The sequence below is a fragment of the Inhella sp. genome (assembly GCF_041912635.1).
Lineage (GTDB): Bacteria > Pseudomonadota > Gammaproteobacteria > Burkholderiales > Burkholderiaceae_C > Inhella.
This window is the reverse complement of record NZ_JAYRMO010000003.1, coordinates 148,722-166,138: the sequence shown is the minus strand read 5'-3', so window position 1 is coordinate 166,138 and position 17,417 is coordinate 148,722. Positions and strand designations below refer to the sequence as shown.

14 protein-coding genes are annotated in these 17,417 nt (G+C 65.8%); 10 read left to right on the top strand and 4 right to left on the bottom strand.

Annotated features, from left to right (window positions below):
• Positions 1-39 precede the first annotated feature (39 nt).
• From rlmD to ACE3QP_RS02810, 5 genes are all read left to right on the top strand, one after another.
• Positions 40-1,395, top strand: a complete 1,356-nt coding sequence (gene rlmD / locus ACE3QP_RS02830; RefSeq protein WP_374433409.1) for a 23S rRNA (uracil(1939)-C(5))-methyltransferase RlmD — start codon at positions 40-42, stop codon at positions 1,393-1,395.
• A 280-nt stretch (positions 1,396-1,675) separates the two neighbouring features.
• The gene (gene carA / locus ACE3QP_RS02825; protein ID WP_374433408.1) at positions 1,676-2,839 is read left to right on the top strand and encodes a glutamine-hydrolyzing carbamoyl-phosphate synthase small subunit; all 1,164 of its coding nucleotides are present in this window, start codon (positions 1,676-1,678) and stop codon (positions 2,837-2,839) included.
• Between the two features lie 5 nt (positions 2,840-2,844).
• Positions 2,845-6,111, top strand: coding sequence for a carbamoyl-phosphate synthase large subunit (gene carB, locus ACE3QP_RS02820; protein ID WP_374433407.1), 3,267 nt, complete (start codon positions 2,845-2,847; stop codon positions 6,109-6,111).
• 73 nt (positions 6,112-6,184) lie between these two features.
• A complete protein-coding gene (greA, locus tag ACE3QP_RS02815) occupies positions 6,185-6,661 on the top strand; it encodes a transcription elongation factor GreA (protein WP_198109961.1) in 477 nt (158 codons plus the stop codon).
• A complete protein-coding gene (locus ACE3QP_RS02810) occupies positions 6,594-7,079 on the top strand; it encodes a DUF4149 domain-containing protein (protein ID WP_374433406.1) in 486 nt (161 codons plus the stop codon). The genes greA and ACE3QP_RS02810 overlap by 68 nt, the downstream gene beginning before the upstream one ends.
• A gap of 9 nt (positions 7,080-7,088) precedes the next feature.
• Here the strand turns inward: ACE3QP_RS02810 and ACE3QP_RS02805 are convergent, their stop codons facing one another.
• The gene (locus tag ACE3QP_RS02805) at positions 7,089-7,553 is read right to left on the bottom strand and encodes a YhbY family RNA-binding protein (RefSeq protein ID WP_374433405.1); all 465 of its coding nucleotides are present in this window, start codon (positions 7,551-7,553) and stop codon (positions 7,089-7,091) included.
• Positions 7,554-7,573: 20 nt separating this feature from the next.
• Between ACE3QP_RS02805 and ACE3QP_RS02800 the strand changes: the two genes are divergently transcribed.
• From ACE3QP_RS02800 to phoR, 5 genes are all read left to right on the top strand, one after another.
• Positions 7,574-8,254 (top strand): RlmE family RNA methyltransferase, encoded by a 681-nt coding sequence (locus tag ACE3QP_RS02800; RefSeq protein WP_374433404.1) that lies wholly within the window; start codon positions 7,574-7,576, stop codon positions 8,252-8,254.
• 86 nt (positions 8,255-8,340) lie between these two features.
• Positions 8,341-10,248 carry an ATP-dependent zinc metalloprotease FtsH gene (gene ftsH / locus ACE3QP_RS02795; protein WP_198109957.1) on the top strand — a complete coding sequence of 636 codons (1,908 nt, stop codon included), beginning with the start codon at positions 8,341-8,343 and terminating at the stop codon, positions 10,246-10,248.
• 69 nt (positions 10,249-10,317) lie between these two features.
• Positions 10,318-11,163, top strand: a complete 846-nt coding sequence (folP, locus tag ACE3QP_RS02790; RefSeq protein WP_374433403.1) for a dihydropteroate synthase — start codon at positions 10,318-10,320, stop codon at positions 11,161-11,163.
• Positions 11,164-11,185: 22 nt separating this feature from the next.
• A complete protein-coding gene (gene glmM, locus ACE3QP_RS02785; protein WP_374433402.1) occupies positions 11,186-12,514 on the top strand; it encodes a phosphoglucosamine mutase in 1,329 nt (442 codons plus the stop codon).
• A gap of 4 nt (positions 12,515-12,518) precedes the next feature.
• Positions 12,519-13,823 (top strand): phosphate regulon sensor histidine kinase PhoR, encoded by a 1,305-nt coding sequence (gene phoR / locus ACE3QP_RS02780; RefSeq protein WP_374433401.1) that lies wholly within the window; start codon positions 12,519-12,521, stop codon positions 13,821-13,823.
• 1 nt (position 13,824) lies between these two features.
• On the opposite strand, the gene ACE3QP_RS02775 is transcribed toward phoR, so the two are convergent.
• The 3 genes from ACE3QP_RS02775 to rho form a co-directional block, all read right to left on the bottom strand.
• Positions 13,825-15,471 (bottom strand): hypothetical protein, encoded by a 1,647-nt coding sequence (locus tag ACE3QP_RS02775; protein WP_374433400.1) that lies wholly within the window; start codon positions 15,469-15,471, stop codon positions 13,825-13,827.
• Positions 15,472-15,573: 102 nt separating this feature from the next.
• Positions 15,574-15,828, bottom strand: a complete 255-nt coding sequence (locus ACE3QP_RS02770) for a type B 50S ribosomal protein L31 (RefSeq protein WP_374433399.1) — start codon at positions 15,826-15,828, stop codon at positions 15,574-15,576.
• Between the two features lie 208 nt (positions 15,829-16,036).
• Positions 16,037-17,302 carry a transcription termination factor Rho gene (rho, locus tag ACE3QP_RS02765; RefSeq protein WP_374433398.1) on the bottom strand — a complete coding sequence of 422 codons (1,266 nt, stop codon included), beginning with the start codon at positions 17,300-17,302 and terminating at the stop codon, positions 16,037-16,039.
• Between the last annotated feature and the right edge of the window lie 115 nt (positions 17,303-17,417).

Genomic DNA, 17,417 nt, shown 5'->3' with positions numbered 1-17,417 from the left:
CCCGGCCGGGCACTTGCGCCCGGTCCGGATAATTGCCGGATGAGCAATCAAGACGAGTGGCTGAAAGTCGAATCGCTGGATCTGGAGGCGCAGGGCGTGGCCCGGCGTGCCGACGGCAAAGTGGTTTTCATTGAAGGCGCCTTGCCCGGCGAGACGGTGCGTGCGGTGGTCGGGCGGCGCAAGAACAACTGGGAGCAGGGCGTCATCAGCGCCCTGCGGCGTGAAAGCCCGCAGCGGGTGCGGCCAGGCTGTCCGCATTTCGGTTTGCATGCCGGAGCCTGTGGCGGGTGCAAGATGCAGCACTTCCATCCGGCGGCGCAGATCGCGGTCAAGCAGCGTGTCCTGGAAGACAACCTGGCGCACCTCGCCAAGGTGCGGGCAGAGCGGGTGCTGCGACCGATTGAGGGGCAGGCCTGGGGCTACCGCCGGAGGGCTCGCCTGTCGGTGCGCTATGTGGCCAAGAAGGGCACCGTGCTGGTGGGCTTTCACGAGCGCAAGAGCCGCTATGTGGCGGACATGCAGGTCTGTCCGGTTCTGCCCCCGGAGGTCAGCGCGCTGCTGATGCCGCTGCGGGCGCTCATTCAGTCTATGGACGCGTGCGAGCGTTTGCCTCAGATCGAATTGGCGATGGGCGACAGCGTGATCGCCCTGGTGCTGCGTCATCTGGAGCCCTTGAGTGCGAACGACCAGCAGGCCTTGCGCCAGTTCGCGGCGCAGCATGGGGTGCAGTGGTGGCTGCAGCCCAAGGGGCCGGACAGCGTGCATCTGCTGGATGAGGCCGTGGCACCGCTGAGCTACCGCTTGCCCGAGTTCGGCATCGAGATGCCTTTCAAGCCGACCGATTTCACGCAGGTGAACCACGACATCAACCGGGTGCTGGTGCATCGGGCACTTGGCCTGCTTGCGGTGCAGGCCGAGGAGCGGGTGATCGACTGGTTCTGCGGCCTGGGCAATTTCACCTTGCCCCTGGCACGGCAGGCGCGCGAAGTGCTGGGCATCGAAGGCAGTGAGGCGCTGGTGGCCCGGTCGCGCGAAAACGCGCGGCACAACGGCCTGGCGGCCAAGACCCGCTTCGAGGCGCGCAATCTCTTTGAACTGGCACCCGCCGACCTGGCGGCCTATGGCTCTGCGGCCCGATGGCTGGTCGACCCGCCGCGCGAAGGTGCCTTTGCCTTGGCCAAGGCCGTGGCGGATGCCGTGCAAGACCCGTCGTCCGCTCCCGGATGGAACCCTCCCCAGCGCATCGTGTACGTCAGCTGCAACCCGGCCACGCTGGCCCGGGACGCAGGGGTGCTCGTTCACTTGGCAGGGTATCGCTGCAGTGCGGCCGGCGTGGTGAACATGTTCCCGCACACGGCGCATGTCGAGAGCATTGCGGTGTTCGACCGCGACTGAATCGCTGGAGCCGGGCTGCCGGCGCGCTGATTGCTCGCGTGTCAGGTCGCTGCCTTGGGCTTGCACGGGGCGGCTGGAGCTGACCCATGCCGGGGCCAGCCTTGCGAAGGCGTTCAACACCGCCTTCGCGGCTTGCGCCGCATGAGGCCCATGGTCCCCGCGCTATACTCCTCAGGTTTACCCTAAAACAGCGCGCCTCGAACCCAAACCCCCTCGATCTCCGCATTCAGGCCGCTACATCCAGGGCAGGCGGGGCGCGCTCAAAGAAGGAGCTGCGCTTTTGCTTTCGCCGACCACCCCTCCCGCCGCCAGCTGTCTGCTGGTCCTCGCCGACGGTTCGCGCTTTCTCGGCCACTCGATCGGAGCCCTGGGCTCCTCGGTGGGCGAATTGGTCTTCAATACCGCGCTGACTGGGTACCAGGAGATCCTGACCGATCCCAGCTACTGCCGCCAGATCGTCACGCTGACCTATCCGCACATTGGCAACTATGGGGTGAACGAGGCCGATGGGGAAAGTGACAGGGTGCACGCTGCCGGCTTGGTGGTGCGTCAGGTGCCCGCTGCAGCGTCCAACTTCCGCAGCCAGCAAAGGCTGCAGGACTACCTGAGCGCCAATGGCTGCGTCGGTATTGCCGGCATCGACACCCGCAGACTGACGCGGATCCTGCGCTCGACGGGTGCCCAGAACGCCTGTCTGTGGGCCCTGGCCCCGGGTGAAGCGGTCACGGAAGCGCATTGGGAACAGGCCCTGCAGCGCGCGCGCGCAGCCGCCAGCATGGCTGGGCAGGATTTGGCGAAGGTCGTGAGCCGCAGCGCAGAGGAAGTGTGGACCGAGGGCGAATGGAGCCTGGAGGGTGGTTTTGAGAAGTCGGCCCGTTCGCGCTTCCACGTCGTGGCGTATGACTTCGGCGTCAAGCGCAACATCCTGCGCATGCTGGCCTCGCGCGGCTGCCGCGTGACGGTGGTGCCCGCGCAGACCCCCGCCAGCCGCGTGTTCGATCTCGAACCGGACGGCGTGTTCCTCTCCAACGGCCCTGGCGACCCAGAGCCCTGCGACTACGCGATCGAGGCCACGCGCACCCTGGTGGAGGCCGGGCTGCCGACCTTCGGCATCTGCCTTGGCCACCAGATCCTGGCGCTGGCCAGCGGTGCCAAGACCTTCAAGATGAAGTTCGGTCACCACGGCGCCAACCATCCGGTCAAGGACCTGGACACCGGCCGCGTCTCCATCACGAGCCAGAACCACGGCTTCGCGGTCGACGCACAGACCCTGCCGCCCCATCTGCGTGCCACACACATCAGCCTGTTCGACGGCAGCCTGCAAGGCATCGCCCGCACCGACAAGCCCGCCTTCAGTTTCCAGGGGCACCCCGAAGCCAGTCCAGGGCCGCATGACATCGGCACCCTGTTCGACCGCTTTGTCTCCCTGATGGCCAAGGAATAAGAAGAATGCCCAAGCGTACCGACCTCAAGAGCATCCTCATCATCGGCGCCGGCCCCATCGTCATTGGCCAGGCCTGCGAATTCGATTACTCCGGCGCCCAGGCCTGCAAGGCGCTGCGCGAGGAGGGCTACCGCGTCATCCTCGTCAACAGCAACCCGGCGACCATCATGACCGACCCGGAGATGGCCGATGCGACCTACATCGAGCCCATCACCTGGCAGGTGGTCGAGAAGATCATCGCCAAGGAGCGGCCTGACGCCGTGCTGCCCACCATGGGGGGGCAGACGGCGCTGAATTGCGCGCTCGACCTGCACCACCACGGCGTGCTGGCGAAGTACGGCGTCGAGATGATCGGTGCCAACGAGCACGCGATCGAAAAGGCCGAGGACCGCCAGAAGTTCAAGGACGCGATGACCAAGATCGGCCTTGGCTCGGCCAAGTCGGGTATCGCCCACTCGATGGAAGAGGCCTGGGCCGTGCAGCGCCGCATCCAGCACGAGATCGGCGGCTCCGGTTTCCCGATGGTCATCCGCCCCAGCTTCACGCTGGGCGGCAGCGGCGGTGGCATTGCCTACAACCCCGAGGAGTTCGAGGAGATCTGCAAGCGCGGTCTGGACCTGTCTCCGACCAAGGAACTGCTGATCGAGGAGAGCTTGCTCGGCTGGAAGGAGTACGAGATGGAGGTCGTGCGCGATCGCGCCGACAACTGCATCATCGTCTGCTCGATCGAGAACCTCGATCCGATGGGCATCCACACCGGCGACTCGATCACCGTCGCGCCGGCGCAGACCCTGAGCGACCGCGAGTATCAGATGCTGCGCAACGCATCGATCGCCATCCTGCGCGAGATCGGCGTGGACACCGGTGGCTCGAACGTGCAGTTCTCGATCAACCCGGCCAATGGCCGCATGATCGTCATCGAGATGAACCCGCGCGTCTCGCGCAGCTCGGCGCTGGCTTCCAAGGCCACGGGCTTCCCGATCGCCAAGATCGCCGCCAAGCTCTCCGTCGGCTACACGCTGGACGAGCTGAAGAACGACATCACGGGCGGCGCCACGCCCGCCTCGTTCGAGCCCTCGATCGACTACGTCGTCACCAAGATTCCGCGCTTCGCCTTCGAGAAGTTCCCGATGGCCGACCAGCGCCTGACCACGCAGATGAAGTCGGTCGGCGAGGTGATGGCGATGGGCCGCAGCTTCCAGGAAAGCTTCCAGAAGGCCTTGCGCGGCCTGGAGACGGGCATTGACGGCCTGACTCCGCGCAGCACCGATCGCGAGGAAATCACCGAGCAGATCGGCGAGGCCAAGCCGGATCGCATCCTCTACCTGGCGGATGCCTTCCGCGTGGGTATGCCTTTCGATGAAATCCAGCGCGAAACGTCGATTGATCCCTGGTTCCTGCGGGAGATCGAGGAGATCGTGCGTGCCGAGCAGGCGCTGAGTGGCCGCAACCTGGCATCGCTGGATGCCGCCACGCTGCGCGCCTACAAGCAAATGGGGTACTCGGATCGCCGTCTGGCGACGCTGCTGGGCACGAACCAGCACGAGCTGCGCGCGCGCCGCCATGAACTGGGCATCCGGCCGGTCTACAAGCGTGTGGACACCTGCGCCGCCGAGTTCGCTACCCAGACGGCCTACCTCTACTCGACCTACGACGAGGAGTGCGAGGCCGAGCCGACCGACAAGAAGAAGATCATGGTGCTGGGGGGTGGCCCGAACCGCATCGGTCAGGGCATCGAGTTCGATTACTGCTGCGTGCACGCGGCGATGGCGATGCGCGAGGATGGCTACGAGACCATCATGGTCAACTGCAATCCCGAGACCGTCTCGACCGACTACGACACCAGCGACCGCCTCTACTTCGAGCCGGTGACGCTTGAGGACGTGCTGGAGATCGTCGCGAAGGAAAAGCCGGTGGGCGTCATCGTGCAGTACGGCGGCCAGACCCCGCTGAAGCTGGCACTGGACCTGGAGCGTGCGGGCGTGCCCATCATCGGCACCACGCCGGATTCGATCGATATCGCCGAGGACCGCGAGCGCTTCCAGAAGCTGCTGCATGAACTGGGCCTCAAGCAGCCGCCCAACCGCACTGCACGCACCGAAGATGCTGCGATCGCGCTGGCCAACGAGATCGGCTACCCGCTGGTGGTGCGCCCGAGCTACGTGCTGGGTGGCCGTGCGATGGAGATCGTGCACGGCGACAAAGATCTGGAGCGCTACATGCGCGAGGCGGTCCGTGTCTCCGACAAGTCGCCGGTGCTGCTGGACCGCTTCCTGGAGGATGCGGTCGAGGTGGATGTTGACTGCATCAGCGACGGTGAGGAAGTGCTGATCGGCGGCATCATGGAGCACATCGAAGCGGCCGGCATCCACAGTGGTGACTCCGCCTGCTCGCTGCCGCCTTACACGCTGGCCGATGACTTGAAGGATGAGTTGCGCCGCCAGACTGCCGCGATGGCCAAGGCCCTGAAGGTGATCGGCCTGATGAACGTGCAGTTCGCCATCCAGGGCGATGTGGCACGCGGACTGCCCGCCTGCACGGTCTACGTGCTGGAAGTGAATCCGCGTGCCTCGCGCACCGTGCCCTTCGTGTCCAAGGCGACGGGCCAGCAGTTGGCCAAGATTGCCGCCCGCTGCATGGCGGGCGTCAAGCTGAAGGATCAGAAGGGGCTGGGGGGCGTGGCACCGCGCGAGGTCACCCCGCCGTACTACAGCGTCAAGGAGGCGGTCTTCCCCTTCAACAAGTTCCCTGGCGTGGATCCCATCCTCAGCCCCGAGATGCGCTCCACCGGCGAAGTCATGGGGGCGGCCAAGACCTTCGGCGAAGCCATGCTGAAGAGCCAGATCGGTGCCGGCTCGCGCCTGCCGCGTGCGGGCAATGTGCTGATCACGGTGAAGAACAGCGACAAGGCACGTGCCGTGGCCTTGGCCAGGGACCTGCATGAGCTCGGCTTTGGCGTCATCGCCACCCGCGGCACCGCGGCCGCCATCGAAGCCATCGGTGTGCCGGTGCGCATGATGAACAAGATCAAGGAGGGCCGCCCCAACATCGCCGATGCGATCAAGGGGGGCGATATCCAGCTCGTGTTCACGACCGTCGATGAGACCCGCACCGCGATCGCCGACAGCCGTTACATCCGCCAGGCCGCGCTGGCCAACCGTGTGACCTACTACACCACCATGGCGGGTTGCGAGGCCGCGGTGGAAGGGATGAAGCACCAGGAGGGCTTGTTGGTGCGATCCCTGCAGGAACTACACGCCGAGCTCGCCTAAAATTTGAGTCTGTCCATCGCCGCCGCTCCTGGCTTGCCGGGTGCGGCGGCTTGCTTTTGACCCGAGAACAACCATGGCCACCATTCCCCTGACCAAGCGCGGCGCCGAGCTGCTGCGCGAAGAGTTGCACCGCCTCAAGACCGTGGAACGCCACGCCGTGATTCAGGCCATCGCCGAGGCGCGCGCCCAGGGTGATCTGAGCGAGAACGCCGAATACGACGCGGCCAAGGACAAGCAAGGCTTCATCGAGGGCCGCATCCAGGAGCTCGAGGGCAAGCTCGCGGCCGCCAAAGTCATTGACCCAGCGGAGCTTGATGCCGGCGGCAAGGTGGTGTTCGGCGCCACCGTGCTGCTGTCGGACGAGAGCAGCGGCAATGAGGTGACCTACCAGATCGTGGGTGACGACGAGGCCGACCTGAAGACCGGACGCATCTCCATCAGCTCCCCCATCGCGCGGGCCTTGATCGGCAAGGAAGCCGGTGATGTGGCCAGCTATCAGGCGCCGGGGGGCGAACGCAGCTACGAGATCGTCGAGGTGCGCTACGTCTAAGGCGCTGAAGGCACGCTCGCTGCTGGCTGCCCTGTGGGCTGGCCAGTTGCTGACGGTGGCGTTGCTGGCGGCCCCCAATGCCTTCGCCACGCTGGCGAGACCCGAAGCGGGTGCCTATGTCGGGCGACTCTTTCTGCTGGACGCGCGCCTCAGCCTGGTGCTAGGCGTTTTGCTGATACTGAGCGAGCAGCGTTTACAGCGCCAAGCCCATCCCGAAAGGCTGCAGTTCAATGCCGCCCTGTGGCTTCCCTTGCTGGCGGTCTTTCTGACCGTGCTGGGCTTTGAGGTGCTGCAGCCCTTGATGCTTCAGGCCAAGGAGTTGGGCCAGACCCGATTTGCCTGGCTCCACGCGGGCAGCATGGCCGCGTTCGCGGCCAAGACGGTCGTTGTGCTCGCCCTGGCCTGGAAGACGCGGTGAGGGCGGGGCTCAGCCGCCCTTCTTGCTCTGCATGCGCGGCTTGGCACGCTTGACGATGCCGCCCGCCGTGACGCGTTCGTTGCCCATCACGCGCAGGCTCTTGACCTGGGGCCGTTGGAACTTGCCCTTCGAGGCCTTGACCACCTTGACGATGCGCGGCGCAGCCTTGGCCTTGTCCTCCGGCGCCTTGACCTTCTCAGGGATGGGGCGCCAGATGACAAACAGCTTGCCGATGTGCTGGACCGGCGCGGCATCGAGGGTCTCGCACAGCGTCACGAAGGCGCCCTCACGGGCTGCGCGGTCATCCATCATGGCGCGCACCTTGATTAAGCCATGGGCGTTGAGCGCGGCGTCGGCTTCCTTGGTGACCGCAGGGGTGAGGCCGTCGGCCCCGATCATCACCACCGGTTCCAGATGATGGGCCTGGGCGCGCAATTCGCGGCGCTGGGCGCTATTGAGTATCAAAGCAGTCATTCGCGGATTATCGTGGTGCGATGAAAGTTCAGACCAAGAGCAAGAAAGTCAACAAGGCCTGGCTCAATGACCATGTCACCGATCCCTATGTGCGCCTGGCGCAAAAGGAAGGCTACCGGTCGCGCGCGGCCTACAAGCTGAAGGAGATCGACGAGCAGCTGGGGCTGATCAAGCCAGGCCAGCTGGTGGTGGATCTGGGCGCCGCGCCGGGCGCGTGGAGCCAGTACCTGCGCCGTCGCTTCGCTCCCAAGGTTGCCGGGCAGGGCGGGGCCGCGGTGGGGGAGCTGAACGGTCGTATCGTGGCGCTGGACCTGCTCGACTTCGAGCCGGTCGAGGGCGTTCAGTTCATCCAGGGTGACTTCCGCGAGGAGGCTGTGGCGAACCAATTGGCGGAGGCTCTGGGCGGCGCCGCCGTGGATCTGGTGGTGTCGGACATGGCGCCCAATCTCTCTGGCGTGGAGAACGTTGATGCGGCGCGCATCGAGCACCTGATCGAGCTGGCGCTCGACTTCTGCCAGCAGCACCTCAAGACCGAGGGGGCCTTGGTTGCCAAGGTCTTCCATGGCAGTGGCTATAGCCAACTGGTCGAGTTGTTCCGGCAGAACTTTCAGGTCGTCAAGCCGATCAAGCCCAAGGCCAGCCGCGATCGGTCGGCAGAAACCTTTTTGGTGGGCATGCGCCTCAAGCGGGCGGCACGCTGAAGACTTGAACTCCCTAGAATGGGCCCCACTTGCGCTCAGGTGCCACGCTCCGCATCGGGGCAAACCCGGCGTTTGGAAGGATTGAAGTGAACAACCCCTGGTTTTCGAAGATCGCCGTCTGGGCAGTGATCCTGCTGGTGCTCTTCACTGTCTTCAAGCAGTTCGATCGCGCCAATGCTCGCGGCGAGCAGATGCAGTACTCGGAATTCCTGGTCGAGGTCAACGCGGGCCGCATCGGTGCGGCCAAGTTGATCGAAGGCCCGGGGGGTGTCGAGATCATCGCCAAGACCAATGACGGTCGCGACATCCGGGTCCAGGGCGGTTTCTCCGACCGCGGCCTGACTGGCGACCTGATCCGCAACAACGTCAAGTTCAGCTTCGAGAAGCGCGAGGAGCAGGGTCTTCTGATGACCCTGCTGCTGAGCTGGGGCCCGATGCTGCTGCTGATCGGCGTGTGGATCTACTTCATGCGTCAGATGCAGGGGGGCGGCAAGGGCGGTGCCTTCAGCTTCGGCAAGAGCAAGGCGCGCATGCTGGACGAGAACAACAACTCGACCACCTTCGCCGACGTGGCGGGCTGCGACGAAGCCAAGGAAGAGGTCAAGGAACTGGTCGACTTCCTGAAGGACCCCCAGAAGTTCCAGAAGCTGGGTGGTCGCATCCCGCGCGGCGTGCTGCTGGTCGGCCCTCCGGGTACCGGCAAGACCCTGCTGGCCAAGGCCATCGCGGGCGAAGCCAAGGTGCCGTTCTTCACGATCTCGGGTTCCGACTTCGTCGAGATGTTCGTCGGTGTGGGCGCGGCGCGCGTGCGCGACATGTTCGAGCAGGCCAAGAAGAACGCGCCCTGCATCATCTTCATCGATGAAATCGACGCCGTCGGCCGCCATCGTGGCGCCGGACTGGGCGGCGGCAACGACGAGCGTGAACAGACGCTGAACCAGATGCTGGTGGAGATGGATGGCTTCGAGACCAATCTCGGCGTCATCGTGATGGCTGCTACCAACCGCCCGGACATTCTGGATCCGGCCCTGCTGCGTCCTGGGCGCTTCGACCGCCAGGTCTATGTGACGCTGCCGGACATTCGCGGTCGCGAGCAGATCCTGAATGTGCACATGCGCAAGGTGCCGCTGGGTGGCGATGTGAAGGCCGAAATTATTGCGCGCGGCACCCCTGGTTTCTCCGGTGCAGACTTGGCCAACTTGGTCAATGAGGCGGCTCTGTTTGCTGCGCGTCGCAATGCCCGTATCGTGGAGATGATCGATTTCGAGCGCGCCAAGGACAAGATCCTGATGGGCGCCGAGCGCAAGTCCATGGTGATGGACGAGGAGGAGCGCAGGAACACCGCCTATCACGAGGCGGGGCACGCGTTGATCGGCAAGCTGCTGCCCAAGCTCGATCCGGTGCACAAGGTCACCATCATCCCGCGTGGTCGTGCGTTGGGCGTCACGGTATCCCTGCCGGAAAAGGACCGCTACAGCACCGACAAAATTCGCATGCTCTCGACGATTGCGATGCTGTTCGGCGGTCGTATCGCCGAAGAGGTCTTCATGAACCAGATGACCACCGGCGCCAGCAACGACTTTGAAAGAGCCACCTCCATCGCGCGCGACATGGTGATGCGCTACGGCATGACCGACAGCCTGGGCCCGATGGTCTACGCCGAGAACGAAGGGGAAGTGTTCCTGGGTCGCTCGGTGACGCAGACCAAGAACATCTCGGAAGAGACCATGCGCAAGGTGGATACCGAAGTGCGCAAGATCATCGACGAGCAGTACAGCCGTGCCCGTCAGTTGATCGAAGAGCATTCGGACAAGATGCACACGATGGCAAAGGCGCTGCTCGAGTGGGAAACCATCGACGGTGAGCAGGTCGAGGACATCATGCAGGGCCGTCCGCCGCGCCCGCCGAAGGAGTCCTCCGGTGGCACCGGCGGGACTGCGGGTGGCGATGGTGCCGCACCGCCCGTCACGGGCAGTGCCACGGCGACGGTCTGACCGCTCCGTGCATCAGCAAGGGCCCTGCGGGGCCCTTTGTTTTGCGCCATGCCCTTGCCCCTTGATCCCATGAACTGGCAAACCACCCGTTTCAACATCGACCTGGCGCAAGCCCGGGTGATGGGCATCGTCAACCTGACGGCAGATTCGTTCTCGGACGGCGGCCGGTGGCTGGACAGCCGCGCGGCGCTGCGCCACGCCGAGCAACTGCTGCGGGAAGGGGCTCATCTGCTGGACCTGGGGGCGGAATCCAGCCGCCCAGGAGCCCAGCCGGTGCCGGCCGAGCAGGAATGGGGGCGACTGCAGCCGGTCTTGAGGGAGCTGGTGCGCTGGGGGGTGCCGCTGTCGGTCGACACCTGCAAGCCCGAGGTGATGCAGCGCGCGCTGGACGCGGGTGTCGATGTCATCAATGACATCCAGGCGCTGCAGCACGAAGGTGCCGTCGAAGTGCTCGCCCGCTACCCGGGCGCCGGGGTCTGCCTGATGCACATGCGCGGGGAGCCCCGCACCATGCAGGCGCTCACCTCCTATGCCGACGTGGTGACGGAGGTACGTGAGTTCCTGGGCGAGCGCATGCGTGTGCTGCGGGTGCATGGGCTGCAGCCCGCACAGATCGCGCTCGACCCGGGCTTCGGCTTTGCGAAGACGCCGGAACAGAATCTGGAGCTGGGCCGCCGTTTGGCCGAGTTGCATGGGCTGGGGGCCCCTTTGCTGGTGGGCTGGTCCAGGAAATCGACGCTGGGCTGGTTGACGGGCCGCAGCGTGGAGCAGCGTTTGCCGGCCAGCTTGGCTGCGCTGCTTGCGGCGGTGAGCCAAGGTGCCCGCATCGTGCGCGTGCACGACGTCGCCGCGACAGTGGACGCCCTGCGTTCCTGGCAGGCCCTGCAGCCCAAGCACGGACAATCAACCCCATGAAATCCAACACAGGATCCACACAATGAGTCGTCAGTATTTCGGCACCGATGGCATTCGCGGTACCGTGGGCGTGGCTCCGATCACCGCCGACTTCGCCCTGCGCTTGGGCCAGGCCGTCGGTCAGGTGCTCAAGCGCAGCCAGGTGCGGCCGGCCGTGCTCATCGGCAAGGACACGCGCATCTCCGGCTACATGCTCGAGTCCGCGCTGGAAGCAGGCTTGGTGTCGGTGGGGGTGGACGTGCTGTTGACCGGCCCGCTGCCCACGCCGGGCGTGGCCTACCTGACGCGCGCCCTGCGCCAGGATCTGGGCGTGGTGATCAGCGCGTCACACAACCCGTTCGAGGACAACGGCATCAAGTTTTTCTCTGCCAAAGGCGAGAAGTTGCCGGACGCCTGGGAGCTGGAGGTCGAAGCAGCGTTGACGGAACCGCCGGGCTACGTCGACAGCCGGCACCTGGGCAAGGCGCGCAAGCTCGCCGATGCCCGAGGCCGCTATGTGGAGTTCTGCAAGTCCTGCTTCGGGGCAGATCTTTCGCTGCGCGGGCTCAAGATCGTCATCGATGCCGCCCACGGCGCGGCCTACCACGTTGCGCCCGATGTGCTGCATGAGCTGGGCGCCGAGGTCATCGCGATCGGCTGCAGTCCGGATGGCTACAACATCAATGCCGGGTTTGGCGCCACCGCGCCGCAAGCCTTGCAGCAGGCCGTGCGCCAGCACGGTGCGCACTATGGCGTAGCCCTGGATGGAGATGCCGATCGCCTGCAATTGATCGACGCCAGCGGCCGGCTGTTCAATGGTGATGAGCTGCTGTATCTGATGGTGCAGGATCGCCTGCAGCAAGGCCTGCGGGTGCCTGGTGCTGTCGGCACCCTGATGACCAATATGGCCGTCGAAGTGGCACTGCGGCGCTCCGGGGTCGACTTCGTTCGCGCCAAGGTGGGTGACCGCTATGTGCTGGAAGAGCTGAGCGCACGCGGGTGGGAGCTGGGCGGTGAAGGCTCCGGGCATTTGCTGGCGCTGGACAAGCACACCACTGGCGACGGCATCGTCAGCGCGCTGCTCGTGCTGCAGTCCGTGGTGCGCTCGGGGCGCTCGGTGGCCGAGCAGCTCGGCGACGTGCAGCTCTTCCCGCAGACTCTCATCAATGTGCGGCTGCAGCCCGGCCAGGACTGGCGTGCCAACTCGGAGCTCGGAAAGGTACAGGCCGAGGTGACGGAGGAACTGGGTGAGCAGGGTCGCGTGCTGATTCGCCCCTCGGGTACCGAGCCCCTGGTGCGGGTGATGGTGGAAGCTGCCGACGCAGCGCTGGCCCAGCGCTGCGCCGAGCGCCTCGCCGCCACGCTCCGCTGAGCCCATGCGAGGTTTGCAGGCAGGCCTGGCTCTGCTGATCCTCGCCCTGGCCGTGCTGCTGCCGCTGCACCTGCCTGGCGTGGCGGACTCCGCCTGGCTGAGCACCAGCCTGGCCGCTGCGATCACGGCGCTGGGCTGGGGTCTTCTGGGTACCTGGCGGGTGCGCGCCCTGCTGGCCTGGTTGCGTCAGCCGCGCGAGCGTGCCGCCCCCGTGCTGGGCGGGGCGTTTGCCGAGCTGATCTACCGCATCGAACGTCTGCTCGATGGCGCGCGGCGTGACGCCGAGCGCGAGCGTCTGCGCCTGCAGAACTTCCTGTCGGCCATCGAGGCCTCACCCAACGGTGTGTTGTTGCTCGACGCCAATGAGCAGATCGTCTGGCTGAACAGCCAGGCTGCGGATCATTTCGGCCTGCACCCCGAGCGCGACCTGATGCAGCGCATCACCAATCTGGTGCGGCACCCGGACTTCGTGCGCTACCTGCAATCCAACCAGTACCAGCAGATGCTGACCGTGCCCCTGCACGACGGCCGCAGCTTGGCGCTGACGCTGCGCCATTACGGCGAGGGGGCCCGCCTGCTGCTGAGCCAGGATGTCAGCGAGCGCGAGCGTACCGAGGCCATGCGCCGCGACTTTGTGGCCAACGTTTCGCATGAGATCCGCACGCCGCTGGCGGCGCTGACGGGTTTTGTCGAGACCATGGCCACCCTGCCACTGCAGGAGGGCGAGCGCGCGCGCGTGCTGGAGTTGATGCGGCAGCAGTCCCAGCGCATGCAGTCTCTGGTGGATGACTTGCTGACACTCGCGCGGCTGGAAGGCAGCCCGCGGCCGCCGGCGGACGCCTGGTGGAGCCTGGACGACCTGCTGGACCTGGTGCAGGCCGAAGCGCAGGGGCTATCGGCGGGGCGCCACGAGTTCGTTTGGCCCCAGGCTCGCACCGGCCTGGCGCTGGCGGGCGTGGACTCTGAAGTGCACAGCGCGCTGACCAACCTCTTGAGCAATGCCGTGCGCTACACGCCGCCGCAAGGATGCATCAGCCTGAGCTTGGAGCGCCTGGAAGACGGTGGCCTGCAGCTCAGCGTGCAGGACAACGGCCCGGGCATCGCCGCCGAGCACCTGCCGCGCCTGACGGAGCGCTTCTACCGGGTGGACGGGTCGCGTTCGCGCGCGACCGGAGGCACGGGCCTGGGCCTTTCGATCGTCAAGCACATCTGCCAGCGCCATGGCGGCCAGCTGCGCATTGAGTCCGAGGTCGGTCGCGGGTCCCGGTTCAGCCTGTGCTGGCCCGCCAATCGCGTGCGCAGCGCCTGAGTCAGCGGCGCCGCAGCACCCAATACCAGGTGCCGCGGTCCGCGGGACGTTCGATCTGGCGCACGGCCTCCCAGCCTTCCGGCGGCTGGTAGCTGACGCGGCGTGGCAGGCGCAACAGCGCCCAGCTGCAGGAGCTGCTGGCGAGCGGAGTGCGGCCGTCCGTACGCCACTTCCCCAGCGCCTGAAGGGTCGACAGCACATCCAGTGACTGGCCGGGTGCGGCCACACAGTCGGCCTCAGCCGGAATGGCCAGCTGCAACTGCGACAGCAGGCTTTGATGACCCAACGCACGGTCAGCAGCCGGGCGCAGCAGCGTCATGAAGAGCAGCCACAACAACACGAGGCCGCCGGCCGGCAGGACCAGGCTGCGCCATAGCGCGGCGCGCTGGCGGCTGGAGCGCCAGCGCACCAGCGTCAACCAAGCCAAGGTGCCCGCCACCGCCAGCAGCAGGGCCAGCCCTTCAAATTCGGCCTGAAAGCCCGGCGACTGGCGCTGCACATTGGCCAGCAGCTTCGGAAACCAGGGGGTGTGCAGGGCCAGGTAGTAGGCCCAGACGAACAAGGCCGCCGCACTGAAGAAGAACAGCGAGAACCAGTCCAGCATGGCGCTCGCGCCGCGCTTCAGCGTGGGCAATGCAAAGCTGGCCAGCACGGCCAGGCCGGGCAGGGCGACGAGCAGGGCGCGGTCGCTTCCGCCCATCGACAGGCAGGCCAGCAGCCCCACCGCGGCCAGGCTCAGGGGGACGGCGATGTGCCGAAAACCCAGGTGGCCACGCCAGCGCCACAGCGTCCACAGCGTCAGCGCGCCGCTCGGCCACAGGAACCAGAGCAGCAGTTGCAGCAGGTTGCCGGCTTGCAAGGCGTCCAGTCGCCAGGTCCAGGCATGGCTGATGAAGGCCGCTGCACCGGCCGTCAGCATGCCCAGGGCCAGTCCCCAGCGCAGGCGCCTGGCGCCTTCGAAGCGCGAGTACTGGCAAATCAGCAAACCGGCCAGGGCCAGCAGCAGGGCCACAAAGGGCGCGCCGCTGAGGGAAAGAATCAGCAGGCCAAGCGCCACCAGGACTTGGGCGCGGCGGTCCCGGTAGGGAGCGGCCGCCATGGCGTAGAGCCACAGGCCCGCCCCCACCAGCTGCAGCAGCGCAGACGTGGCCTCATGCCCGATGCGCAGCAGGCCGAGCGAGGCGATCAGGGCCAGCAGGGCGGCATCGGCCAGGGCGCGGGCGTAGTCCAGCGTGTTGGCTTCGCCGCCAAAGGCAAACGCCACCGGTTGCGCGGCCTCGGTGCGCGCAAAGTGAAAGGTGGCGTACCAGACCAGGGCCAGCACCAGCGCCAGCAGCAAGATGAATGGAAGGCGCGCGGCCAGGGCGGTATCCAGCATCGGCAGGGCCAGCATGCTGCCGGCGCCCAGCCAGTAGGGCAGCAGCGCACCGTCGGGCGCAGCCAGGCCGGCCAGGGTAGGCGTCCACCAGGAAGACTCGCCACGCGCCAGTGCCGCCATGAAGCCGAAGCTCGTCAAGTCCCCCTGGCGCCAGGGTTCTCGGCTCAATTGACCGGGAAGCAGATAGGCCAGGCAGATCAGCAGCAGGGCCCAGCGCGAGAGCGGACGGGCGCCGGCTTGGGCAACGAGGGCAGGGGATGCAGGGATCACGGCGGCGGATGATGCCAACAAAAGGGCGGCCCGAAGGCTGCCGTTTCGGCGCAAACAAAAAAGCAGCCCGCAGGCTGCTTTCTTGGGGCAACAGGAGTTGGCTTACTTCTTGAGGTGAGCGAACTTGTTGCGGAACTTCTCGACGCGACCGCCCAGGTTGTCCACGCTTTTCTGGGTGCCGGTGTAGAAGGGGTGCGACTCGCTGGTGGTTTCCAGCTTCATCAGCGGCAGCTCGCGGCCGTCTTCCATCTTGATGGTTTCCTTCGTGGACACGGTCGAGCGGGTCACGAACTTGAAACCGTTGGACAGATCCACGAAGCAGACGTCGCGGTAATTGGGGTGAATGCCTTCTTTCATGGGTACCTCAGAAGTAGGTGGAGAGCCACGCCCCTCTCAACTGCGGGCGCACTTTTCCGGGGTGTGGGGCGAAAAGCCCGCGATTATAGCCAGAGGATTGGGGTGAGGTGGCCTGCAACCACCGAGCCTGCCCAGCCGGCGGCCGCGGGACGGCCCGCCGTCCTTCGGTCGGGGTCGAACGGTCCGCAGGACCGTTCTCGCTCCGACCTCAGCCCCCTCGCCGCATCAGGTCGAAGAAGTCGTGGTTGTTCTTCGTCGCCTTCATCTTTTCAAGCAGGAACTCCATCGCCTCGATCTCGTCCATCGGGTAGAGGAGCTTTCGTAGGATCCATGTCTTTTGCAGGATTTCCGGCTTGAGCAGCAGTTCCTCGCGACGGGTGCCGCTGCGGTTGATCAGGATCGAGGGGTAGACGCGCTTCTCGGCCATGCGGCGATCCAGATGGATCTCGCAGTTGCCGGTGCCCTTGAATTCCTCGTAGATCACCTCGTCCATCTTGGAGCCGGTGTCGATCAGTGCGGTGCCGATGATGGTGAGCGAGCCACCTTCCTCGACATTGCGCGCGGCGCCGAAGAAGCGCTTCGGGCGCTGCAGGGCGTTGGCGTCCACACCACCGGTCAGCACCTTGCCAGAGCTCGGCAGCACGTTGTTGTAGGCGCGGGCCAAGCGGGTGATCGAGTCCAGCAGGATCACCACGTCTTTCTTGAGTTCGACCAGACGCTTGGCGCGCTCGATCACCATTTCGGCCACCTGCACATGGCGGGCGGCCGGCTCGTCGAAGGTGGAGCTGATGACCTCGCCGCGCACCGTGCGCACCATCTCGGTCACTTCCTCGGGGCGTTCGTCCACCAGCAGGACGATCAGGTGCACCTCGGGATGATTGGCCACGATGGAGTGGGCCAGATGCTGCATCAGCATCGTCTTGCCGGTCTTGGGCTGGGCCACCAGCAGGGCACGCTGGCCTTTGCCGATGGGGGCGACCAGGTCAATGATGCGGCTGGCGACGTTTTCCTCGCCCTTGGTGCCCTCACGTTCGAGCCTGAACTGTTCCTTGGGGAACAGCGGTGTCAGGTTCTCGAACATGATCTTGTTCTTGCTGTCCTCGGGCGGCAGGCCGTTGATGCGGTCCACCTTGACCAGCGCGAAGTAGCGCTCGCCGTCCTTCGGCACCCGCACCTCGCCTTCGACCATGTCACCGGTGTGCAGGTTGAAGCGGCGAATCTGGCTGGGCGACAGGTAGATGTCGTCCGTGCTGGCCATGAAGCTGGTGTCCAGCGAGCGCAGGAAGCCGAAGCCGTCGGGCAGCACTTCGAGCACGCCGTCGCCGAAGACCTGCTCGCCCGCCTTGGCGCGCTTCTTCATGATCGCGAACATCAGCTCCTGCTTGCGCATGCGCGTGACGTTTTCGATCTCCAGCGCCTCGCCCATCTTGATGAGGGCGGAGACGTGCAGGTCCTTGAGTTCGGAGAGATGCATAGGGTCCTATCGGTCCTGACGGCTTGCTCACGCAGAGCCGGGGCAAGCCTGGGGCCTGCGGCGGAACAACGGAAGGTCGGAGGGAACTTGGGGGAGAAACCTGCGCCGCGCCTCG